The following is a 20,127-nucleotide window of genomic DNA, read 5'->3' as shown; positions in this document are numbered from 1 at the left end:
CCTTTGATTAATGAACACTGCTCAAAGCTCGAATTGCAACTTCGGGCTTTTTGCTTATTTGGAATACAGAAAAAATTGTTTTGAATACATTCATGTATTCACTTGAATACTTTGTATTCTTTGATTTCTTTAGCAATTCGATTGATGATTGGCCTAAATCAATTTGAAGTTTTAAATCAATGGCCTCTCTCATCCATTTCGCTCGATTACCATCAGCTAAATCATCTACTAGCTGCTTTATTTCGATAGGTACGCGTGTCGTCAAAGGTTCTAAAAGTTTTGGTTTTATGTTCTGCATTGCTGCAACTCCACAATCGGGGTTTGGAATTCCTTTAGGGATGGGCATAAATCCACTGCTTTGAATTTCCCATCTGTAGCCTTTTCAGCACGGATCGCTACAAGTTCAGACATGTTTTTATTTTGTCGTACCCATCCGGATACTGATGGTTGCGAGACTTTTAGGGCATTGGCTGTATTTTCTTGCCCTCCAAAGTGATCAACCAAAGATTGATAGATGTTTTTCTGTAACTCACTCATGGTTATATCCTGTGTAAAGATATAGCCATATTATAACTATAGCTATTATCAGTCAATAACTATAGTTATTTGATTACTTATAACCAAGGTTATATATTGATTTAAAAAGGCGATGCGCGGTTTATGACTACACTTAGAGAGAGATTAAAAGAGTCTCGAAAGAAAGCTGGAAAGACACAAGCTGAAGTAGCTGAGGCAGTAAAAATGTCTCAACCTGCTTATCAAGCACTCGAGTCAGGTAAAAATCAGAAATCTTCATTTCTACCTGCTATTGCTAAGTTCTTAGGCGTTGACGCATATTGGCTTCAAACTGGAAACGGGGAAGATCAGAGAAAACCCCAGCACATGAACTTTGTTCCACCTATTGATTTGACTCCCAATGAAAGTTCACGGCAAACGCCTGTTTTATCCTGGGTGCAAGCTGGTGACTTTAGTTACGTGCTGTCTAGTGACCTGTCTAGCGCCATAGACTGGATACCTTATGATTCAAGAGCAGGTGCAAACGGCTTTGCATTAATTGTAAAAGGTGCGTCTATGGAACCTGATTTTAAGGCTGATGAATTTATCTACATTAATCCAACCTATCAAATAGATGAATTAAACACTGGTGCTTTGGTGGTGGTGGCTTGTAACGGGGATAGCGAAGCTACTTTTAAGAAACTTATTTCAGAGGATGGTAATTATTACCTACAGCCATTAAATCCAAATTGGCAGCCACAACTCATGTCTCTTGACCATACATGCCGACTGGTTGGAAAAGTGGTTGGTAAATACACGAGATATTAAAGGAAGTCTTAATAATGATCGCAACACTAAATAAATCCAAAACCACCCTATCTATTAACAAGCAGGAATTTAAGGCAGCCTTGTCCAAAATTGGTGATGGTATTGACAAACAAATAGCCTCACTTAAAAAAGCCAAGCAAAGCTATGATGCTGCGGAAATGGCACGCGAAGTTATTAACGAAGCAAATATTTTTGAGGCCATAATTGAGGGATTTAATGAAGCTGAAGGCTCTAATCTAAAGTTCGCTGATATAAGCAATTTAGAGCAAGCACAAGGCTGGATTGATGAGTTTTTAGAAAAGTATTCAAAGGTGTAAATAGCTCGTTATCGGCGTGATGAATAATAAAGCTGCAAACCCGGAACATTGCGAAAATAGGTAAATAATGAAAATTCAGTTATCACACATATTTATTAATGATGCTATTGAATTTAATAATAATCCAAAACTTACTAGCCTGGCTAAACTTGATTTACTGCCTAAAGACTATAATGGGATGGCTTGTGATAGTGCATTGTATGATGCAACTATCACGATTATTTCAAATATTAGTCTTGGTCTTTTGAGTAGCTGGATATATGACAAATACAAAGAGAATCGAATAAAGAAACCAATGATAAATGGTACTGAGATAGATATAGAAAATATTACTGCTGAAGAAATCCTGTCCATATTTGCCAAAAATCAAAATATTGATGATAGCGAAGATAAAGCAGAGCAATAGTCTGAGTTTATTTTTCATAACAAATCCTGTCTGTGAACCCGACACAGTTTTAACAACAGATCGGGTGGAGAAAAATATGAGTAGCGATGCGGAAAAACAAATAGCTTTTGAGATGGCAAAAGCTATTATTTGTGAAAGGGAAAAATACTCGGGTTCTCATCTTGAGCAAGTTGATAAGGTTGTTACGCCTGAATATTGGCTTGAGGTTTATCATCAATGCCTTAATGGACTAACATCGCCTAAGAAGATCACAAAAATCAGCCAAGATAACTTGAATAAGATTTAATTCTTCCAGAAGCTCTTGATGTGTTTTGCAAGGGCTTCTTTTTCATGCTCTTTGCAAGTTACCTCTATTCTCTCTTCTTCCTGAAGAGAAATAAATTCCTCTAAGGTAGTAACGCTTGCTTTGATTTCTCGCCCATCTGTCAAACCTGCATCAATCAATTTTTCACACATTGATTGACGAAATTCTCTTTTTTCTGAATTTGAAAAAATCATCTCAATAAACTCCATTCAACCCACCCCTGCGGTGGGTTTTCTTTTGTCTATTAAAGCATAATTATAACTAAAGCGATAATTTTATAATTATATTCTTGACTATTAAAATAACTATAGTTATATTTTACCTCATGAACAGCAAAAAGCCCTGAACACTTACGACGGCGAACAGGGCTTCTTACACAAATGAGGAAATGGTTATGAACATGTTCAAACTACGCAACAAAAAAACTGGACATAAAACCGTAATACACACACGCAAGACAAATTCAACGGCAGCTAAAGATCAGGCAATTAAGGATTATGCGGAAGTTATTAATAAGACAAGTAACACGCGTACGAACTGGGAAGTTATCGACTTCACCAGCAATGGCATCTGGAATTTCTAAGGTATCAATAAAAAAGTCCTGACTGTTTGGCGACGCAGGACTTCTCTCACGAGGATTTCATTATGGAACAAAATGTTTTAAATCACAATCGCTGTTATGCAATTGGCAAGAGTTTGTTAAAAAATTGCACAGCTGCTGCTATTGGAGTTGGTGTTTTAACTGGTGCGTATGCACTCGTTACCAAGCCAGTAGAAATCGCCCCTTCATACAATTATGCAAATACGCAATCTACATACGGCGTTTTAGCAGTCCAAATCACATCAGAAACAACAGGCCAAGCGGTTGTTAATCTTGACGGATTCCGAGTTTATACAAGCTTTGACTTTGAACTGGTTGAAGAATGGAACGGTGCCATTGGCGGAGAACAACCAACAATTCATATCACCAACTTGGCCGTTGACCAGATATTTACTCCTGATGGTGGTAACTACGGCGACTTCACAAACGCTGATGATATCCGAAACATGATCTCAATCATCACCGCCCATATCGAAAAAAATAAGATGATTCGGGGGTGATCATGAGCATTACTAAATTCACCACCCCATTCCGCGAGTTCATTACTCGCGATGACCAAGGGCGTTACCACGTTCGCTTAGGACCTCAAACATTCTCTACAAACTGGAAGCTTACCGATATTCGTATCGAAAACGAGAACGGTGGCACACCAGTTGATCCTGAATATTTGAAATCTAAGCCTTGGATTATGCGCAATCTAAAACAAGAAGTAACAGAGCAACGAGAACAAGAAAGAACGGCAATGTTCTCAAAGGAATGCTTTCAGCGCACCCCATACAGCGCAAACCAAAAAATTGCATATAAAAATGCACGTTATAACGGATAACTGAGATACTCACTATGAATGCTGCGATTAATCCAGAAGTGATGGTAAATGCCATCCCTGAAAATATCCTTGATTTACCTGGTCTTGAACAGGTATATCACCACCCTACTTTTTTGAAAGTAATTAACGAACTAGAAGCACCAAAAGGTCACACTAGTGACTTTGGGGGATATAAGTATCGTTCTGCTGAAGATGTACAAGCTGCTTTAAAGCCAATTTTACTCAAATACAAATGCACGGTATTTACACGTAAATTTGACCTTGAGGATGGTTTTGAAGTTTACGCTTATATCGTATTCAAAGATCAAAAATATATGCGCTGCGACCTTCCTGGTGTAGCTACTTATGACTTTGCTAAAGATCTGGCCAGCAATAAAAAAATCTCAAAAACTCAGCAGTATGCTGCATACCAAAGCTATGCAAAAAAATATGCGCTTTGTAATTTGCTATTGATTGATGACTCACAGAATGACCTTGATGCTCTTACCAATAAGAATATCGAAAATGAACACCAGTCAAAGAACAAACAGAATTACCAAAACCAAAATAACAATCGTGTAGCAACACAAGCCGATTGTGATCGTGCATTAAAGCAAATTGAGAATTTATCTCTAAACACTTCACTTGAACAGGCCTCATTTATTTTTGATGGTCTGCGTCAGCAGTACCCTGAATTTAACCAGGTAATTTTTGAAGCTGGTTGTGCGAAATATAACGCAATCGTCCAACATTTAGAGGCACTGGGGCAGCAGCAATCATTAAATCAAGCTGTCGATACACAAACACAAGACAATCAGGCGCATCAAAGCAATTCAGCAACAACTACCAATAATACTGGCTCCCCATGCATCACTAACAAACAACGTGATCATCTGCAGGAATTTATTCATGAGCGCGGCTTAGATGTTCGCCAAGTCTGTAATTACTTTGGTATCGATACGTTAATGAAGATCCAAGAGTCTGCTTTGGATGAAGCAAAGCAAGAAATAGAAAAACTGGCCAAACAGGAAATGAAGGCATGAGTGCAATAATTTTAGATACCGAAACCCATGACATGAATGGTTATCCAATCGAGATTGCTCATGTTCCTGTAAGTTTTCTTGAAAGCGGTGAATTGTCTGTAGATAAAGATGCTTGTTTTGATGAGTATTTTTCTTGCCCTGCTCCGATTAATTACGGCGCAATGGCTGTGCATCATATTCTTGAATCAGACATTGAAGGTAAACCGGGTTATGAAAATTTCCGCTTACCTGCAGGCATCCAATACATCATTGGCCACAATGTTGATTATGACATTCAGGCAGTAAAACTGGCTGATAAATCAGTTGAAGCAAAAGCAATCTGCACTTTGGCTCTATCGCGTATGGTCTGGCCAGAAGCTTCACATACCCTTTCAGCTTTAATTTACATGCTGGCAAAAGGATCTGTTAAGTCAAGAGAATCTATTCGCAATGCCCACAATGCAAAACAAGATATTTTGCTGACTGCAGTATTGCTTAAACAGATCTGCAAATCTCTCAGCATCAAAGATATGCAGTCTCTTTTCTTGTTCTCTGAGCAGGCTCGCATCCCTACACGTATGCCCTATGGCAAACATAAGAAAACCCTAATTAAAGATCTGCCTGCAGATTATGTGTCCTGGTTACTCAGACAAGATGACCTAGATCCTTATCTCAAAAAAGCATTAGTAAAAGGACAATAACATGAACAATATTTTAAATGCTCAAGAAGCTTTTAATGCCATGATTTCAGGCAAACAGGTAATGGCCAGACAACCCAATAATGTGGGAAATAATGATTGCTTCTCCCCAATTGAGGAATTCCCAACCAGCATTTTTGTTATGCCTGGCATTGAATTTTGCATCGATATTGAAAAGATTGAATTAGCTGGTATTACGTTTACTCAGCCACTTAAGCTTGAAGAATATCAAGAAGGGCAAGATGTATTCGTTATTAGTACATATGCTCCTTCAATCTATGTCATGGACTTCAATACCAGTGCGCTTGTTGAATCTATTAATAGTGGTTTTGTTCAAAGAGACGCTGAGAATGCCAAGCTCCAATTAAAGGCTATATCAAAAGTACTAGGTCGTGAATTTATTGGTGATGTTACAGTCACCCGACTTGGTAAAGAACCAGGTAAAACAAAACGAAAAAAAGAGCAGCAAGTTACAGTAGGAACTGATGATTCTCAAAGTCTACAAATTGAACACAACAAAGAACTCGTTATAGATGCGATCGGTACTTGTTTGACTGCAGAAGAAGTTGAAACCACTTGCTTTGGATTGGATAAAAACGGATTCAATGACTCGCAACAGGAACAGATAACAGCCGCCAAGCTTGCGAAACTTGAACAGTTGAAACAAGAAAAGGCTGTAGCTGAAAGTGAAGATCATGAGCTATTTAACCAGGATAAATCTGAGCCTGAATTATCAGTTTTATGTGAGGCTTTTATAGGTGAAATTTTAGAAGCAACCACCCCTGCTAAATTAAACGTTATTCATGGTCGAATTAATACAAGCACTGGATTGGAAGGATACGAACACGATGTCCTTGCAAAGCACCTTGATGAAAAATTAGCCTCATTTGATGCGGAACAGCATACTGGAGACAACAAGGCTGACTCAGTGAATGTCCAAAAAAACACTGAACGCAAACCAATTGAGGAAGATGAGGAAAGATACCAGGAAAAACTTATCACACTCAAAAAATATGTTGATGGTGCTCAAACTCCTGCAGAGGTAAATGCTGCTGTTAAATACACAAATTCATGGTCAGCCAAACAGCGCGAACCATTGATTAAGTACATGCATACCCGTTTAGAGACACTCCAAAACGAAAAAGCAGCTACACAACCATCATTAATGGCCCAGATTCAAAATGCACCTGATTTAACAACTCTGGATGCGCTTGAAATCGATGTGTCTAGCATGGATCCGATCGCTCAACCTGAAATGATGCGTTATGTGCGTGCACGTAGAACCGAACTCGAACGAGTTACGCCGTCAACCTCTATCGATGAGGATCTGCCATGAAATTTAATTACTCCACCCAAACCCGAATACTTTACGTATTCCGGGGGAATATGACGCACATTTTTCAAAATGTGAATGAATCGGAAATAACGGATCTGGTGGCCAACGCCAAATTTAAAGAAGCGATTTGGAGAAAGTGATGCTAGATCTAAATTTTGAAATTAAAGAGTTTAAACAGGCTTGGATTTCTGCTGACGGACATTTCCAGTTTGTTGATTACAACCCTAAGTTCAACAAATTTGAATTAACTGGATTTAGTGGAACGTTATCGGATGACCAGTTAATTAGTACCTTGTGTGCTGTGAATGCCAGCTGGGGAATGTGGTTAAAAGCAAAGCAAGCAAAAACTGATGGCGTTGTGATTAAAGCTGCAGATATTGAAACAGCAATCACTGCTGGTCCTGAAAAAGTAAAGCAGCTAACTGAGCATTTAGAAAATGTTGTAGCTGAGAAGGCAATCGAGCTCTGCAACGGTAATTTGATAAAGGCCTCAGACTTAACAGGGATCTATCGAACCACCCTTTCAAAGCGTCACAAGCGTTTCATTCAATCGAGGGCTTCATAATGAATTCAGCAGCAGAATTACGCCGATACACTGAAAATCTTGCTTTAGAGAAATCCATCAAGCTTGTTTCAGATGCTTTAGATAAGGAACCCTTTGGGCTTGAAATTTCACAACTCATGACTGTGTGCCGATTAAGTGCCAAAACAACAAAAAATGTTTTAAGCATTATAAAAGCACATTGCGAGGATGGTGTTTGGTTTTTAGATGCTAAGCGCAAACAAGAATCTAATACATCGATAACCACATTACCTGCAGTAAATGACTTGCCAGAATCTAAGGTGAACACCATGCCTAAAAACGTTGATAAAACAGAAGATGATAAAACTGAAAATGAATCACTCTTAAAACGTATGGTTCGCCTTTTTAGAGAAAATCCTAACGGCATAACATTGCTTGAGGCACTGGATAAATTGAATTGCCAGCGCACAAGATTTGATGGCGATCTCTCTTATCTAAGAAAAAACTACTTTCCAGTGAACCTGGTAAAACAAACGGATGGCCGAAAATTGTATATCCCAGTTTTTGAACTGGACCAGAAACCGCAAGAAAGTGAAAAAAATGTACCAGGTAAAGATACCACCACGCAAACCGCAATAAGCGATGTGGTAAATAATTCAGAAATAAAGCCAAAAACTGTACCAGTTGATAATGCAATTTTACCAGTTGCAGATACAGATCTTGAAAAAGTGGTAAAGCAGTTAAAACTGCAAACCAAAACAATAGTTACCACGAAACAAGAACTACATCTCACACAAAATCAGATCTCTGACTTGTTAAAGCAAAGCTTTGGGTTTGACGAAATTAATTGGACGGTAATGGAAGTTGATCACGTGGTCAGTATTGCATTATCTAAAACTGAAACTACGGCGGTATTGAAATGAATGAATTAACAGCAAAAGCGGCTGATGCAATCATATCAATTTGCAATGACCTGGTAATAGACAATATCGAAGGTGAAAAGGCAGTTCCAGAATGGCGTTACCAAACGATAGAGAAAATCGAATCTTGGGCGAAAGCTATTCGTGATGCTCATCGACCAGCTAAACAAGGGGCGGATAATGAGTAATTACAAAGTATTAAATAAAGAAGAATCATTGAAAGCGTTTTTCTTTGCTTACGAGTCCATTGAAGGAGGTGTAAGACATAAGAATAAAGTCGAGCTTTTAGAATGGTTTGGTGATTATGCTGAAGGTCATCCAAATGATGTAGAAAGCTATAATGTAAATGATGTTTTTATTACTGTAGCTTCAGCGGCAACAGGCATTCCAGAAGATGAGTTCTTGCCATATGCACTGCAATATTTTGGTCATACAGAAACTAAAGCGGAGGAAGTTTAAATGATCTCAACTTACTCCACATATTCTGTTCTGGCATTAGACTTGGCCACAACAGAAACGGAATTGATAATTGGCGATGATCATTTAAATATCATTGAAGCCTTTCACACAGATGATGCTCAACAAGCACTTAATAAATTAAATGAGTTCAAAACTTCTTATCCAAAATCTATGGTCACTACAAACACTGCAATTGCTCGTCAGCTATATGAATATCAAATCGAGCAACTTGTACAAACATTTCCATGTTTAGCAGAAACCAATAAGGAGGCATAATATGCAAATCGATCGTAGAATACGAGCAACAGAGTTTATGCAGCTCCTATCTATCAAAAGAACGAAATTTTATCGCATGATTAAGAATGGTGAAATTCCTCAACCAATCAAAGTAAGTGATAGAGAAGTTTACTGGCATGAATCAAGCGTGAAGAAAGTAGTCGAAAAACACAAAGGAAATTCTGATATGATAGCCTGCTAACCGCAGGCTTTCTTTTAAGTCGAGTGCCTCTCAAAACGGGTAACTAAACGGGTAATAAGATAACCGCTTTAAAATTAGTTTATCAATTTCAATAGGTTAAGATGAACAAGATTGTTGTAAAAAAACATAATGGTGGCACGATTGCTCAAAATAAAAGAGCGCGTCACGATTACTTTATCGAAGAAAAATTTGAAGCAGGCATGTCCCTCCAAGGCTGGGAAGTAAAGTCTTTGCGTGCAGGACGTATGACCCTCACTGAAAGCTATGTGATTTTTAAAAATGGCGAAGCTTTTTTGCTGGGCTCACAAATTCAGCCGTTATTGTCTGCATCAACCCATGTCGTTCCAGAAGCAACACGTACGCGTAAGTTGCTACTCTCTCGTCGTGAGCTAGAAAAGCTTTTGGGTGCAGTGAATCAAAAAGGCTATTCATGTGTGCCGTTGGCTTGTTACTGGAAAGGCCGTTTGGTTAAGTTGGAAATTGCGCTGGTGAAAGGTAAGCAATTACACGACAAACGTGCCACAGAAAAAGACCGTGATTGGCAACGTGATAAATCTCGTCTGCTGTATAAATAAAAAAAACCTCCAATTATTGGAGGTTTTTTTTTCGTTCAAGATTAAACTGGGATATGTGTCAATCTTAATTCAGCTAAATATTTTCCGAACTTGCGTGCAGTTTCCAAATCACCTTCAGGTGGAGTAATTTCAACACTGGCATTATCTGACTGAGTCATTAAGCCCAGAAAGCTCGACATACGGTTAATATCTAAAGCGCTTCTTCCCGTTGGCATAAATGGCAAACCAGCCCACACCATGCCATGTTGCATCGCAAATAAGTTAATCTGCTGCAATACCGCCAATTTGTCACCACTAAGACCACCACCATTGGTAAAACCAGCAGCCAGTTTGCCTTGCCATGCCCGCGCTAACCAACGTTTAGACGAATCTTCCATAAACTGTTTCAATGCAGCCGTGAGGCTGCCCATATAGGTTGGACAACCAATAACAATGACATCTGCTTGGTCTAATAAGTCCCACTGCGGCGCAGCCACAGAAATGAGATGCACCTCTGCACCCGCCTGCTCGGCACCCTGAGTAATATATTGCGCAACTTTGGCCGTATGCCCATAAGGGCTATGATAAACCACACAAACTTTAACTTGGGGAGTAATTTGCTCAATAACAGACATGGAGAATTTTAAAAACCAATGAATTAGATCAAGTTTAACATTTTCACTACGACATGGCGAATCAACAACGCAAGGGATGCAATTTATTGCATGAATACAAAAGTTGCCATTCGTCCTGTTTTTGTATCACGACGATAAGAAAAATAATCTTCGGCTTGTTGATAAGAGCACTGATCTCCGCCTAAAACAGTTTCCACGCCCAAACGGTTTAAAATAAAGCGAGCAATCGCATAAAGATCCGCATGATATTTACCCATCACTTGGCCAGCAACAAAAGCAGTTTCGAGTTCAGGATATTTTTCACAAAATGCAGCTTTAACTTCGGCGCCTATTTCAAAACACGGTTGGCTAATCGCAGCACCCAACCATGCCCAACTCGGCTGAGACTGCAATTCAGCGACTGTATTTTCGATAATCCCATTAGCCAAGCCACGCCAACCGGCATGTAGATTGGCAACCTCAGTCCCTTCGGCGTTGCCCAACACCACAGGCAGACAATCAGCTGTCATCATCATTAAAGCATGACCTGCTTTTTGCGTAACCAAGCCATCGCCTTCAAGCGCAATAAATGGAATTTGTTCATTCACGGTATGACAAATCGTGCTATGGGTTTGCGTCATCCATGTGATTTTATCTACACCAAATACAGATAACTGATTCAACAAGACCATACGATGCTGTTGAACACGTTGTGCATCATCATTGACATGCAACGCCAGATTAAATCCAGACAGATTTTCATTTGATGTTGCAATAGTTTGAGGATGTTCAATTCGTGTTTGCCCAACATAAATACCTTTAGGCAGACCTTGTATAAATTCCATAAAATCCCTCCCAACCTCCCTTTTCAAAGGGAGGAGCTGAATAAATCATCCTTTATTAAAAAGGAACTTTACTTAATAGGCTTCATTTTCACTACGGAGGACTTCAAGCAACTGAGTAAAATCCTCAGGCCAAGGCGCTTCAAACATCATTTCTTCACCTGTACGCGGATGTACCAAACCGAGTTTGGCTGCATGCAGCGCTTGACGCTTAAAGCTACGTAACTTATCGGTTAATGTTTCTGATGCACCTGCTGGGAAACGCACGCGATTGACATAAACAGGATCGCCAACCAAACCATGCCCAAGATAACTAAAGTGCACACGAATTTGATGGGTACGCCCTGTTTCAAGTTGTGCCTGAATACGGGTAAAGTCACGGAAGCGTTCTTTCACATTATAATGTGTTACCGCATCACGCCCACCCGGTAAGATCGCCATTTTGACACGGTCTACAGGATGACGCTTAATCGGTTCATCAATGGTGCCACCCGCAATGACATTACCATACACAACTAAATCATAAACGCGATAAACGGTTTTCTTGGCTAACTGCTTGCTCAGAGAAAATTGAGCTTCCAGATTTTTTGCAACCACCAATAGGCCACTGGTGTCTTTATCAATACGGTGTACCAAGCCTGCACGAGACAGCTCTGCCAATTTTGGCGCATGATAAAGTAACGCATTCACTAAGGTTCCAGTTGGATTGCCTGCGCCTGGATGAACGACCATCCCCACTTCTTTATTGATTACAATAATATCGTCATCTTCATAGACAATATTTAATGGAATATTTTCAGGTTGGCTTGAAGTTTGTGTCTCAAGTTCAACTTCAAGCGTAAGCAGCTCATTGCCTTCACAACGGTACTTCGGTTTAACAATGTTACCATTTACCAACAGATGACCGTCTTTCATCCATTGCTTGAGTTTTTCACGAGAAAACTCGCTCCAAACCAATGCGGCAACCTGATCAATACGTTGACCTAAATAGTTTTCATCAAGTTGAATTTGCAACGATAAACGTGTTGCAGTTGAGTCGGAATTATGATTATCTGCATCCACAGAATCTTCGAGTAAGAAATCTGTTTCAGAGATGTTTGAATTGGAAGATTGTGCTGAAGTCATTTGATGATCGGTACAAAAATGGTTTAATAGCACCATTGTAGCTCATTGCCCAGAATAACAGAGGAGTTTTTATGTCGCTACCACGTTATAAAATTACGGTGCTTGCACTATCTTTAGGTGTAGCGTCTGCATTTGTGGGCTGTAGCAGCAATCCAAGTAAGAAAGATGTGGTGGATAAAGGACCACAATCAAGTGAACAAGTTTATTTTGAAAAAGCAATAAAATCGCTTGAACGCAATCAATATACCGATGCCGTCAAGTCACTTGAAGCTTTAGACACGTACTATCCAACTGGGCAATATACGCAACAAGCTCAACTTGAGCTGCTTTATGCGAAATTCAAGCAAAAAGATTATGAAGGTACGATTGCACTTGCAGATCGTTTCATTCGCTTAAATCCTCAACATCCAAATGTTGATTATGCCTACTATGTTCGTGGCGTAGCCAACATGGAAATGAATTACGACAGTTTGATTCGCTATACTTCTTTACAGCAATCACACCGTGATGTGAGCTATGTCAAAGTTGCTTATCAAAACTTCGTGGAACTGATTCGTCGCTTCCCAAGTAGTCAATATTCGGTTGATGCTGCACAGCGTATGAAGTTTATTGGTCAAGAACTGGCTGAAAGCGAAATGAACGCAGCGCGTTTCAACATTGAACGTAAAGCATGGCTTGCTGCTGCTGAGCGCGCGCAATGGGTGATTGAACACTATCCGCAAACACCACAAACGCCTGAAGCATTAGCGACTTTGGCTTATAGCTATCAAAAACTTGGCGATAATGCGACCTCTCAGCAATATATTGATATCTTAAAACTCAACTATCCAAATCTCGTAAAATCGAATGGTGAAGTGAATTTACGTGCTGCACGTAAAGAAGGTAGTTGGGTGAATCGTGCAACTTTAGGTTTGTTGGGTCGTGAATCTAAAACGGTTCAAACGAAAAAAGATGAAGTAAGCAGCGATACTGAACAACGCAGCTTAACCAACCGTTTAAGCTTCGGTTTGTTTGATAAACCTGAAACTGAACAAGCCACACCTGCTCCAGTGGTAGCACCTGAAGCACCAGCAGCAACCACGGAAAATAAACCGAGTTGGAAAAACCGTTTAAGCTTTGGTCTATTAGATAAGCCAGAAGCGAGCAATACATCTGAGGACGATGCTGCAAACTAATTTGCAATCATCTGATACATCAAACAGGCAAGTCTCCCTTGCCTGTTTTTTATTTTATGCAACAATGATTCCTGACATTTTGCAGCGCAACAATGTTCTACTCCCTGTCTTAAATGGTTAAACACACATGGCAATTCCACAACATACGATTGATCAAATTTTAGATCGAACCGACATTGTCGATCTGATCGGTCAACGTGTGAAGTTAAAAAAGACAGGACGTACTTATTCGGGTTGCTGTCCTTTCCATCAGGAAAAGTCTCCCTCATTCCATGTTTATCGAGATAAGCAGTACTATCATTGCTTCGGTTGCCAAGCCAATGGCAATGCCATTCGCTTTTTGATGGACATTGATAGCCGTAACTTTGTCGATGTAATGAAAGATTTATCTAATCAGACAGGCATCGAATTACCCAAAGATAATCACGACAATAAAAAATTATCCTATAAACGCAGCCCACAACAGGCTGTAGCTCCGCAAATCACACAAACCCCGCAAGAATCAACAGCACCAGCTCCTTCTATCCAGGAAGCGCTGGACGATCATTTTGTTGATATGGATCACTATATGGATGATCCTTTTGCGCAGTTTGATCCTTCATTTAACATTCAAGAGCAAGTACAAGAAGGTAATCTCTACGACTTGTTAGAAAATGTGGCGCAATTCTACGAACGCCAACTCCCTAATAGTCAAAAGGCACAAAACTATTTCAAACAGCGTGGTTTATCCATACAAACCATTCAATTTTGGCGCTTAGGCTATGCACCAGAGGATTGGCAACATTTAGAAAAAGCCTTCCCACAAGATATTGAAGGTTTAAAACAACTGGGCTTAATTCGTTCCAGTGATAGCGGTCGAGATTTCGATTTATTACGTGAACGGGTGATTTTCCCGATCCGCGATCATAAAGGCCGTGTGGTGGGTTTTGGTGGTCGTGCCTTAAACGATGAGATTAAACCGAAATATATCAATTCACCTGATTCGGAAGTATTCCATAAAAATCAGCTACTCTATGGTCTATACGAAGGCCGTAAACTCAAAGCCAATGATTGGTTGATGGTCGAAGGTTATATGGATGTCATTGCCTTACAGCAATATGGGATCAATGGTGCAGTGGCGACACTGGGAACGGCCAGTAATGCCGATCATTTAACCACCCTGTTTAAACAAAATTCTCGAATTACGATTGCCTTTGATGGAGATGCCGCAGGTCAAAAGGCGGCTCGACGCACCTTGGAAATTGCACTGCCACTACTCAATGATGGTCGTGAACTAAAATTCTTTGTGCTTCCGAATGAGCACGATCCAGACTCACTGATTCGTCGCGAAGGCTTAGAAAATTTCCAAAAATTATTACAGCAAGCACCACTGTTATCAGACTTTGTGTTTGCCCATTTAACAGGACAGCATGACGTCAGTACACCCGAAGGTAAAAGTCTGGTCATGGGTGAACTGCGTGAATTGACAGAACTACTGCCCAAACATGGCTCATTCCGTTATCTGCTGAGTCAGTCTTTCCGTGAAAAACTCGGTCTAGGCAAACGCTTCACGCCACAAATCAGTCATGATGCCTCTTTATCTTTTAATATTCAGACCAAAGATGAAGATTTTGCGGTAGCAATTCTGATGCATCATCCCTTTCTGTATATTCATTTTGAAGAGCTACGCGCGGTGATTGATCAAAATGAATTATTGGCGAAGATTTTAGCGGCACTGAATATTGTATTTGATGATCTTCCTGATGATCAGGAACTTGCAACCTATTATGTGCTGGGCGCTTGTAGTAGTTATAGCCATGAACTGGCGGATATTATGCAGCGTACCAATATCCAATCCTTAACCCAAGCACCTGAAGTTGCCGATAAACTTGCGAAAGAATATGCGCTAGGGCTACAAGAGAAGTATTTGCGCTTAAAACTCAAATCGCCAATTTCTTTAATTGAATCGCGTAATTTACGTCAACAACTGAATGAATTGACCAAACAGATTAGTTTGCGTTTATTGTCTTAATTCCCTATTACTGACGTGGCTTACGCTCATGTTCAAACACATCTTGTAGATGTTGCTGTAGCCATTCAAAGTAATCTGGATTTTCAGCCTTAGCTGCTTCTCTAAGTAAAATTGAGGTTGGGTGCATCAACTTTTGGGTCAGACGATGTGCAAACTCTTGTAAGACCTGTTCAGCAGTATTTCCATGTTGCAACGATTCTAAAGCATGCGCCAATTCTTTTTGACTCACTTCTTCACTGTGCTGACGATAAGCTTGAATGGTACCACTCGCCTCTTTAACCTTTTGTTGGGTCATCAATTGGGTCGCCAATTGATTGACCATAATCTCAGCTTCAACTGCGGCCTGACGACGTTGCGCTAGGTTTTCATCAATTACACTTTGTAAGTCATCAACACCATACAAATAGACGTTATCTAATGATTCAACTTTCGGATCAATGTCACGTGGAACGGCTAAATCGACCATCAACATTTGTTGATAGCGACGCTTTTTTAATGCAGCTTTAACGTCTGAATATTCAATCACTTGATGCAAACTACCTGTACAGCTAGAGACGACATCCGCTCTATGCAAGTTTTGTGCAAGCTCAGCAAAGGGAATAATTTCCACATCAACTTGATGGGCAATTTCTTGTGCCAACAGATCTGCACGTTCGCGGCTACGGTTACAAATCAGGATTTTAGCAACCCCCATTTCGGCCAAATGTTTGGCAACCAAGGTGTTCATCTCGCCTGCCGCGACCACCATCACGGTGAGTTTTTCCGTGTGGCTAAACACTTGTGAGGCCAGTTGCGCAACCGCATAACCCATTGAAACAGCATGACTTCCTACCGAGGTTTCAGAACGGACGCGCTTTGCTGCATAAAAGGCATATTCAAAGACACTATTCAATTCAGGCGAAACAGTTTCTGCATCTTTTGACAGCGCCAATGCACTTTTCACTTGCCCTAAAATTTGCGGCTCACCCAGCATCAGCGAGTCTAAACCACTGGCAACACGCATTAAATGTGTAACTGCTTGGGCATTTTCGTAACGATAAACATGATGAATTAACTGTTTTACATCAATATTATTCACTTGGGCCAGCCAACTCAGGACGCTATCCGCATCCTCAGTCATGGCATACACTTCGGTACGATTGCAGGTCGACACCACCACTAAATCATTCAGTGATGCATGTTGGTTTTGCTCAAGCAATAGCGCAGCTAATCGCTCTGCATTGAAAGCAATTTGTTCGCGAAGTTCAACAGAGGCTGTTTGATGGTTGACGCCCAATGCAAAGAAAGACATATCAGATCATCATTTCGCTAAATTTATGTTATTGTGCAACATCGGTGTCATAAAAAGCATTACTTTGGATCAATAAAAATTGCGTCAGCTATATCGCCGTACCCTTTTTAGCGGCAAGACGATTAGACGGTATTCTACCACAATCTTGTTGTTAGGTAGCATGAGCTCTTATGTCTCTGCACAAGCAATACACGACATGTATGCAGATAAGAGCTTTGAGCATGCACTGCAACAGAGCATGATTGCTGAATTTTCTCTTGCTTATGACGATATTGCAACGGCACTACATAATTATACTGTGCTTGCGATTCGTAGTAACTCAACCACCATTAAACAACGTGCCTTAGACATTGCTTTAGAATACAATGATTTACAAGCTGCTTTAAATATTGCCACGCATTGGGTTGAACAAGAACCCAAAGATGTTCCAGCCCTGTTCTATTTGTCTCATATCGCGTTAAAAACACATGAATATGAGTTAGCAGCCAAGACGCTGGATAAGATTCTCAATATTGATCCTACTGCCGATCTTGAACAGATTTTGGCGGGTATTGCACCTGAACAGGCACAAGATCGTGAGATTCTACTCAATGCGCTCCGTGCCAGTGAGGAGCGCAACAACCCTTCTATTCTCGCTTTAATTGCAGGTTTAGAAGCGCAAGATGGTTTGTATGAACAAGCACTGAATAATATTAATCGTGCATTACGCAAACGTTCAAAATCAACCAGTTTCATTTTAATGAAAGCTAACTTATTGATGGCTTTGCGCAATGATGAGGAAACTCAAAAATGGTTTGCTCAAGCCAGTCGCAAAAATAAGAATAATATTGATGTACGAATGGCGGAAGCGCGCTATTACATTCAAATTAATCAGCAACAAGAAGCCTTGGATAAACTTGAAGATATTATTAAAGATCATCCCAAGGCAGAAGAAGCGCTCTTTATTGCAGGCTTGACCAGTATTGACTTAAAGCAATACGAAAAAGCCGAACAATATCTGGTTGAATTGCGCTCATCGGCAAAATACCAAAATGAGGCTTATTATTACCTTGCGATCAATGCACAACGTAAACAACATTATGAAACTGCAAAAGCATACTATCGCCTAGTCGATGGTAGTTTATATATCGTTTCTCGACGCAATATGATTGCGATCTTTGAAAAACAAGGTCAACTGAATGATGCCTTACGCTTCTTGACCCAAGAACGAGTCAACTATCCACAACATGCCAGTTTCTTATATCAAGCACAAGCCGATATTTTAAAGAAGATGGATAATAAAAAGGCGGCTTTGGCCTTACTGGATGAAGCAATTAAGAGTCTACCCGACGATCCTGAATTGATTTATGCCGAAGTATTATTACTCGACCCATATACCGATCGAGATAAATTAGACAAAACATTAAAGCAACTCTTAATAATTGAGCCCAATAGCCCAACCTATCTCAATGCTTATGCCTATACACTGGCACTACAAAACCGTCGCCTTAAAGAAGCACGTAAATATGCAGAACTAGCGTTAGATTTTGCCCCAGAACAGGCATCTATCCTAGACACCTTAGGCTATATCGCCTTTTTACAAAATGATTTCGATACCGCATCCAAAGTCTTGGGCCAAGCGTATTCGCTGAGTGAGAATGTCAATATTGGTATTCGTTATGCTAAAGCCCTATATATGCAAGGCGCACTCACGCAATTTAGCGAGGTGTTACAGCAATTGAAACAAAAACATGCCAATGCCCCACAATTACAACAACTTGATAGCTTAATCTTACCCATCACCGTAAAAAAGAGTTAAATTCATGCACTTGTTTTCAAAATTATGCATCACCGTTTGTAGTAGTAGCGTTCTATTTTTAACTGGTTGCCAACATTTAAGTCAGCCAAATAAAGTGATTGCATCACCACAAGTTCAAGATGAAAATAATTTTAGCTTACAAGGTAAAATCGGTGTCCGCACACCACAACAATCTGGCAGTGCTTTTTTCACATGGGTTCAACAACAGGATCAGTTTGATATTGAACTCACTGGAATTTTAGGAGTTGGTAAAACCCAGATCGAAGGTAAACCGGGTGAAGTGACATTAAACAGTGCCAAAACAGGTCTAATTACGGCTGAAACACCTGAAGAGTTACTTGAGAAAGCAACTGGTTGGCAAGCACCGATTATGCATCTCGCTTATTGGGTACAAGCTAAGCCTGCGACTCAAGATGCACAAGTGAATAAAGATGAAAGTAATCGTCTAAAGCAGTTAGTTGAAGATGGCTGGACGGTTGATTTTAGCTATAACGATGCGCAAACCCTTCCCAATAAACTTTTATTGAAGCAAGCACTTGTCGATAACAAAGAAAACCGTATTACAATGGTGATTCAAAACCGATGATTTAGATTGTTTTTATGATTAGAGTGCCTTCCCCTGCAAAATTGAACTTGTTTCTGCATATTACAGGTCGTCGTGACAATGGTTATCATGAATTACAGACTATTTTTCAACTGATTGATCTATATGACTGGATGACTTTTGAGCAATGCTCAGAGCAAATCATTCAAATTGAGGGTCTGAACGAAGTCACTCTTGAACAAAATTTAATCTATCGTGCTGCACAGCTACTCAAACCACATGCAAAAAAAATCTGTGGGCTAACTATCAGCATTGAAAAAAATATTCCAATGGGTGCTGGTCTCGGTGGTGGTTCATCCAATGCAGCAACCACACTGATTGTACTGAATCAGCTCTGGCAATGCGGCTTAAATGAACAGCAATTAGCCGATTATGGCGTACAGCTTGGAGCGGATGTTCCGATCTTTGTTTTAGGTCGTAATGCATGGGCTGAAGGCATCGGTGAACATTTATCATTCATAGACTTAGCTCAAAAAAAATTCATAATCTTAAAACCTGACTGTTTTATCAGCACTCAACAGCTTTTTTCACAAAAAACATTGACAAGAGATTCTAAGATCACTACATTTTGCGCCTATCAGTTACAACCTTCTAATTTTGGAAATAACTTTGAACCTCTGGCTCGACAGTTATACCCTGAAGTAGATGAAGCAATGCAGTATTTAGATCAATTTGGTCTAGCAAAGCTTACAGGTACAGGTGCTTGTGTTTTTACTGAAGTAACCGATGAAATGGATATAGAGCAAATTTTGCAAAACGCGCCTTGTAAAGCTTACTTGGTCAACAGTTTAGCAGAATCACCTCTAAGACATTTTGAAGTTACCTGTTAGGGGCGTCGCCAAGTGGTAAGGCACCGGGTTTTGATCTCGGCATCCGTTGGTTCGAATCCAGCCGCCCCTGCCAATTTTCATCTGTAGATAC

Annotated in this window: 29 protein-coding genes, 1 tRNA gene and 1 pseudogene; 24 read left to right on the top strand and 7 right to left on the bottom strand. The window is 40.1% G+C overall.

Features of this window, described 5'->3' with window-relative positions:
* Positions 1 to 7: 7 nt before the first annotated feature.
* On the bottom strand, positions 8 to 298 hold the full coding sequence (locus F885_RS18095) for a hypothetical protein (protein ID WP_005312741.1): 291 nt from the start codon (positions 296 to 298) through the stop codon (positions 8 to 10).
* Positions 286 to 537 carry a Cro/CI family transcriptional regulator gene (locus F885_RS18100; protein ID WP_005312740.1) on the bottom strand — a complete coding sequence of 84 codons (252 nt, stop codon included), beginning with the start codon at positions 535 to 537 and terminating at the stop codon, positions 286 to 288. The genes F885_RS18095 and F885_RS18100 overlap by 13 nt, the downstream gene beginning before the upstream one ends.
* Before the next feature lie 123 nt (positions 538 to 660).
* Between F885_RS18100 and F885_RS21405 the strand changes: the two are divergent.
* From F885_RS21405 to F885_RS18120, 5 genes and pseudogenes are all read left to right on the top strand, one after another.
* Positions 661 to 865: pseudogene (locus F885_RS21405) on the top strand (helix-turn-helix domain-containing protein); the annotation flags it as partial.
* Positions 866 to 882: 17 nt separating this feature from the next.
* Entirely contained in the window at positions 883 to 1,323 is a 441-nt protein-coding gene (locus F885_RS18105) for a LexA family protein (RefSeq protein WP_407636622.1), read from the top strand.
* A 14-nt stretch (positions 1,324 to 1,337) separates the two neighbouring features.
* The gene (locus F885_RS18110) at positions 1,338 to 1,640 is read left to right on the top strand and encodes a hypothetical protein (protein ID WP_005312734.1); all 303 of its coding nucleotides are present in this window, start codon (positions 1,338 to 1,340) and stop codon (positions 1,638 to 1,640) included.
* 67 nt (positions 1,641 to 1,707) lie between these two features.
* Entirely contained in the window at positions 1,708 to 2,046 is a 339-nt protein-coding gene (locus F885_RS18115) for a hypothetical protein (RefSeq protein WP_005312731.1), read from the top strand.
* 76 nt (positions 2,047 to 2,122) lie between these two features.
* A complete protein-coding gene (locus F885_RS18120; RefSeq protein ID WP_005312728.1) occupies positions 2,123 to 2,332 on the top strand; it encodes a hypothetical protein in 210 nt (69 codons plus the stop codon).
* Here the strand turns inward: F885_RS18120 and F885_RS18125 are convergent.
* Positions 2,329 to 2,559: a hypothetical protein gene (locus F885_RS18125; protein ID WP_228253474.1), complete on the bottom strand. Its 231-nt coding sequence runs from the start codon at positions 2,557 to 2,559 to the stop codon at positions 2,329 to 2,331. The genes F885_RS18120 and F885_RS18125 overlap by 4 nt on opposite strands.
* Before the next feature lie 185 nt (positions 2,560 to 2,744).
* Between F885_RS18125 and F885_RS18130 the strand changes: the two genes are divergently transcribed.
* The 13 genes from F885_RS18130 to smpB all read left to right on the top strand — a co-directional run bounded on the left by F885_RS18130 (position 2,745) and on the right by smpB (position 9,767).
* Positions 2,745 to 2,933 carry a hypothetical protein gene (locus F885_RS18130; RefSeq protein WP_005312723.1) on the top strand — a complete coding sequence of 63 codons (189 nt, stop codon included), beginning with the start codon at positions 2,745 to 2,747 and terminating at the stop codon, positions 2,931 to 2,933.
* A gap of 62 nt (positions 2,934 to 2,995) precedes the next feature.
* Positions 2,996 to 3,451 carry a hypothetical protein gene (locus F885_RS18135; RefSeq protein WP_005312720.1) on the top strand — a complete coding sequence of 152 codons (456 nt, stop codon included), beginning with the start codon at positions 2,996 to 2,998 and terminating at the stop codon, positions 3,449 to 3,451.
* Between the two features lie 2 nt (positions 3,452 to 3,453).
* Positions 3,454 to 3,777 carry a hypothetical protein gene (locus F885_RS18140; protein ID WP_005312717.1) on the top strand — a complete coding sequence of 108 codons (324 nt, stop codon included), beginning with the start codon at positions 3,454 to 3,456 and terminating at the stop codon, positions 3,775 to 3,777.
* A 14-nt stretch (positions 3,778 to 3,791) separates the two neighbouring features.
* On the top strand, positions 3,792 to 4,799 hold the full coding sequence (locus F885_RS18145) for an ERF family protein (protein ID WP_005312714.1): 1,008 nt from the start codon (positions 3,792 to 3,794) through the stop codon (positions 4,797 to 4,799).
* Positions 4,796 to 5,479 (top strand): putative quorum-sensing-regulated virulence factor, encoded by a 684-nt coding sequence (locus F885_RS18150; RefSeq protein WP_005312711.1) that lies wholly within the window; start codon positions 4,796 to 4,798, stop codon positions 5,477 to 5,479. Before F885_RS18145 ends, F885_RS18150 begins: the two co-directional genes overlap by 4 nt.
* A gap of 1 nt (position 5,480) precedes the next feature.
* Positions 5,481 to 6,812: a hypothetical protein gene (locus F885_RS18155; protein ID WP_005312709.1), complete on the top strand. Its 1,332-nt coding sequence runs from the start codon at positions 5,481 to 5,483 to the stop codon at positions 6,810 to 6,812.
* Positions 6,813 to 6,951: 139 nt separating this feature from the next.
* The gene (locus F885_RS18160; RefSeq protein ID WP_005312703.1) at positions 6,952 to 7,377 is read left to right on the top strand and encodes a hypothetical protein; all 426 of its coding nucleotides are present in this window, start codon (positions 6,952 to 6,954) and stop codon (positions 7,375 to 7,377) included.
* Positions 7,377 to 8,258 (top strand): hypothetical protein, encoded by an 882-nt coding sequence (locus tag F885_RS18165; RefSeq protein ID WP_005312700.1) that lies wholly within the window; start codon positions 7,377 to 7,379, stop codon positions 8,256 to 8,258. Before F885_RS18160 ends, F885_RS18165 begins: the two co-directional genes overlap by 1 nt.
* On the top strand, positions 8,255 to 8,443 hold the full coding sequence (locus F885_RS18170; RefSeq protein WP_005312697.1) for a hypothetical protein: 189 nt from the start codon (positions 8,255 to 8,257) through the stop codon (positions 8,441 to 8,443). Before F885_RS18165 ends, F885_RS18170 begins: the two co-directional genes overlap by 4 nt.
* Positions 8,436 to 8,714: a hypothetical protein gene (locus tag F885_RS18175; protein WP_005312694.1), complete on the top strand. Its 279-nt coding sequence runs from the start codon at positions 8,436 to 8,438 to the stop codon at positions 8,712 to 8,714. Before F885_RS18170 ends, F885_RS18175 begins: the two co-directional genes overlap by 8 nt.
* A complete protein-coding gene (locus tag F885_RS18180; RefSeq protein ID WP_005312691.1) occupies positions 8,715 to 8,990 on the top strand; it encodes a hypothetical protein in 276 nt (91 codons plus the stop codon).
* A 1-nt stretch (position 8,991) separates the two neighbouring features.
* Positions 8,992 to 9,192: a helix-turn-helix transcriptional regulator gene (locus tag F885_RS18185; protein ID WP_005312688.1), complete on the top strand. Its 201-nt coding sequence runs from the start codon at positions 8,992 to 8,994 to the stop codon at positions 9,190 to 9,192.
* Positions 9,193 to 9,293: 101 nt separating this feature from the next.
* Entirely contained in the window at positions 9,294 to 9,767 is a 474-nt protein-coding gene (gene smpB, locus F885_RS18190) for an SsrA-binding protein SmpB (RefSeq protein ID WP_004804984.1), read from the top strand.
* Positions 9,768 to 9,808: 41 nt separating this feature from the next.
* Here smpB and F885_RS18195 read toward each other — a convergent pair whose 3' ends face one another.
* The 3 genes from F885_RS18195 to rluD all read right to left on the bottom strand — a co-directional run bounded on the left by F885_RS18195 (position 9,809) and on the right by rluD (position 12,327).
* Positions 9,809 to 10,381, bottom strand: a complete 573-nt coding sequence (locus tag F885_RS18195) for a flavodoxin family protein (RefSeq protein WP_005312685.1) — start codon at positions 10,379 to 10,381, stop codon at positions 9,809 to 9,811.
* An 83-nt stretch (positions 10,382 to 10,464) separates the two neighbouring features.
* Positions 10,465 to 11,205 (bottom strand): peptidoglycan editing factor PgeF, encoded by a 741-nt coding sequence (gene pgeF / locus F885_RS18200; RefSeq protein ID WP_005312682.1) that lies wholly within the window; start codon positions 11,203 to 11,205, stop codon positions 10,465 to 10,467.
* Positions 11,206 to 11,277: 72 nt separating this feature from the next.
* On the bottom strand, positions 11,278 to 12,327 hold the full coding sequence (gene rluD / locus F885_RS18205) for a 23S rRNA pseudouridine(1911/1915/1917) synthase RluD (protein ID WP_026057564.1): 1,050 nt from the start codon (positions 12,325 to 12,327) through the stop codon (positions 11,278 to 11,280).
* A 71-nt stretch (positions 12,328 to 12,398) separates the two neighbouring features.
* Between rluD and F885_RS18210 the strand changes: the two genes are divergently transcribed.
* Together F885_RS18210 and F885_RS18215 are read left to right on the top strand one after the other, a co-directional pair.
* Positions 12,399 to 13,502, top strand: coding sequence for an outer membrane protein assembly factor BamD (locus F885_RS18210; protein ID WP_004804977.1), 1,104 nt, complete (start codon positions 12,399 to 12,401; stop codon positions 13,500 to 13,502).
* 127 nt (positions 13,503 to 13,629) lie between these two features.
* Complete coding sequence (locus F885_RS18215) at positions 13,630 to 15,513, top strand: DNA primase (RefSeq protein WP_005312676.1); 1,884 nt, start codon at positions 13,630 to 13,632, stop codon at positions 15,511 to 15,513.
* Between the two features lie 7 nt (positions 15,514 to 15,520).
* On the opposite strand, the gene hemA is transcribed toward F885_RS18215, so the two are convergent.
* The gene (gene hemA / locus F885_RS18220) at positions 15,521 to 16,804 is read right to left on the bottom strand and encodes a glutamyl-tRNA reductase (RefSeq protein ID WP_004804973.1); all 1,284 of its coding nucleotides are present in this window, start codon (positions 16,802 to 16,804) and stop codon (positions 15,521 to 15,523) included.
* A 79-nt stretch (positions 16,805 to 16,883) separates the two neighbouring features.
* Here hemA and F885_RS18225 point away from each other — a divergent pair, with 79 nt between their 5' ends.
* The 4 genes from F885_RS18225 to F885_RS18240 all read left to right on the top strand — a co-directional run bounded on the left by F885_RS18225 (position 16,884) and on the right by F885_RS18240 (position 20,109).
* Positions 16,884 to 18,602 carry a tetratricopeptide repeat protein gene (locus F885_RS18225; RefSeq protein ID WP_005205482.1) on the top strand — a complete coding sequence of 573 codons (1,719 nt, stop codon included), beginning with the start codon at positions 16,884 to 16,886 and terminating at the stop codon, positions 18,600 to 18,602.
* Between the two features lie 4 nt (positions 18,603 to 18,606).
* Positions 18,607 to 19,188: a lipoprotein insertase outer membrane protein LolB gene (lolB, locus tag F885_RS18230; protein WP_005312673.1), complete on the top strand. Its 582-nt coding sequence runs from the start codon at positions 18,607 to 18,609 to the stop codon at positions 19,186 to 19,188.
* Between the two features lie 14 nt (positions 19,189 to 19,202).
* Positions 19,203 to 20,036 (top strand): 4-(cytidine 5'-diphospho)-2-C-methyl-D-erythritol kinase, encoded by an 834-nt coding sequence (gene ispE, locus F885_RS18235; protein WP_005312670.1) that lies wholly within the window; start codon positions 19,203 to 19,205, stop codon positions 20,034 to 20,036.
* A tRNA-Gln gene (locus F885_RS18240) sits at positions 20,035 to 20,109 on the top strand. The genes ispE and F885_RS18240 overlap by 2 nt, the downstream gene beginning before the upstream one ends.
* Positions 20,110 to 20,127 lie beyond the last annotated feature (18 nt).

The sequence above is a fragment of the Acinetobacter higginsii genome (genome assembly GCF_000369845.1).
Lineage (GTDB): Bacteria > Pseudomonadota > Gammaproteobacteria > Pseudomonadales > Moraxellaceae > Acinetobacter > Acinetobacter higginsii.
The sequence above is the reverse complement of the archived record's forward strand: the minus strand, read 5'-3'. Positions and strand labels throughout refer to the sequence as shown.

Coding starts and splice junctions, on each gene's coding strand:
- F885_RS18095 (WP_005312741.1), bottom strand. CDS start 298: ATGCAGAACATAAAACCAAAACTTTTAGAACCTTTGACGACACGCGTA.
- F885_RS18100 (WP_005312740.1), bottom strand. CDS start 537: ATGAGTGAGTTACAGAAAAACATCTATCAATCTTTGGTTGATCACTTT.
- F885_RS18105 (WP_407636622.1), top strand. CDS start 883: ATGAACTTTGTTCCACCTATTGATTTGACTCCCAATGAAAGTTCACGG.
- F885_RS18110 (WP_005312734.1), top strand. CDS start 1,338: ATGATCGCAACACTAAATAAATCCAAAACCACCCTATCTATTAACAAG.
- F885_RS18115 (WP_005312731.1), top strand. CDS start 1,708: ATGAAAATTCAGTTATCACACATATTTATTAATGATGCTATTGAATTT.
- F885_RS18120 (WP_005312728.1), top strand. CDS start 2,123: ATGAGTAGCGATGCGGAAAAACAAATAGCTTTTGAGATGGCAAAAGCT.
- F885_RS18125 (WP_228253474.1), bottom strand. CDS start 2,559: ATGGAGTTTATTGAGATGATTTTTTCAAATTCAGAAAAAAGAGAATTT.
- F885_RS18130 (WP_005312723.1), top strand. CDS start 2,745: ATGAACATGTTCAAACTACGCAACAAAAAAACTGGACATAAAACCGTA.
- F885_RS18135 (WP_005312720.1), top strand. CDS start 2,996: ATGGAACAAAATGTTTTAAATCACAATCGCTGTTATGCAATTGGCAAG.
- F885_RS18140 (WP_005312717.1), top strand. CDS start 3,454: ATGAGCATTACTAAATTCACCACCCCATTCCGCGAGTTCATTACTCGC.
- F885_RS18145 (WP_005312714.1), top strand. CDS start 3,792: ATGAATGCTGCGATTAATCCAGAAGTGATGGTAAATGCCATCCCTGAA.
- F885_RS18150 (WP_005312711.1), top strand. CDS start 4,796: ATGAGTGCAATAATTTTAGATACCGAAACCCATGACATGAATGGTTAT.
- F885_RS18155 (WP_005312709.1), top strand. CDS start 5,481: ATGAACAATATTTTAAATGCTCAAGAAGCTTTTAATGCCATGATTTCA.
- F885_RS18160 (WP_005312703.1), top strand. CDS start 6,952: ATGCTAGATCTAAATTTTGAAATTAAAGAGTTTAAACAGGCTTGGATT.
- F885_RS18165 (WP_005312700.1), top strand. CDS start 7,377: ATGAATTCAGCAGCAGAATTACGCCGATACACTGAAAATCTTGCTTTA.
- F885_RS18170 (WP_005312697.1), top strand. CDS start 8,255: ATGAATGAATTAACAGCAAAAGCGGCTGATGCAATCATATCAATTTGC.
- F885_RS18175 (WP_005312694.1), top strand. CDS start 8,436: ATGAGTAATTACAAAGTATTAAATAAAGAAGAATCATTGAAAGCGTTT.
- F885_RS18180 (WP_005312691.1), top strand. CDS start 8,715: ATGATCTCAACTTACTCCACATATTCTGTTCTGGCATTAGACTTGGCC.
- F885_RS18185 (WP_005312688.1), top strand. CDS start 8,992: ATGCAAATCGATCGTAGAATACGAGCAACAGAGTTTATGCAGCTCCTA.
- smpB (WP_004804984.1), top strand. CDS start 9,294: ATGAACAAGATTGTTGTAAAAAAACATAATGGTGGCACGATTGCTCAA.
- F885_RS18195 (WP_005312685.1), bottom strand. CDS start 10,381: ATGTCTGTTATTGAGCAAATTACTCCCCAAGTTAAAGTTTGTGTGGTT.
- pgeF (WP_005312682.1), bottom strand. CDS start 11,205: ATGGAATTTATACAAGGTCTGCCTAAAGGTATTTATGTTGGGCAAACA.
- rluD (WP_026057564.1), bottom strand. CDS start 12,327: ATGACTTCAGCACAATCTTCCAATTCAAACATCTCTGAAACAGATTTC.
- F885_RS18210 (WP_004804977.1), top strand. CDS start 12,399: ATGTCGCTACCACGTTATAAAATTACGGTGCTTGCACTATCTTTAGGT.
- F885_RS18215 (WP_005312676.1), top strand. CDS start 13,630: ATGGCAATTCCACAACATACGATTGATCAAATTTTAGATCGAACCGAC.
- hemA (WP_004804973.1), bottom strand. CDS start 16,804: ATGTCTTTCTTTGCATTGGGCGTCAACCATCAAACAGCCTCTGTTGAA.
- lolB (WP_005312673.1), top strand. CDS start 18,607: ATGCACTTGTTTTCAAAATTATGCATCACCGTTTGTAGTAGTAGCGTT.
- ispE (WP_005312670.1), top strand. CDS start 19,203: ATGATTAGAGTGCCTTCCCCTGCAAAATTGAACTTGTTTCTGCATATT.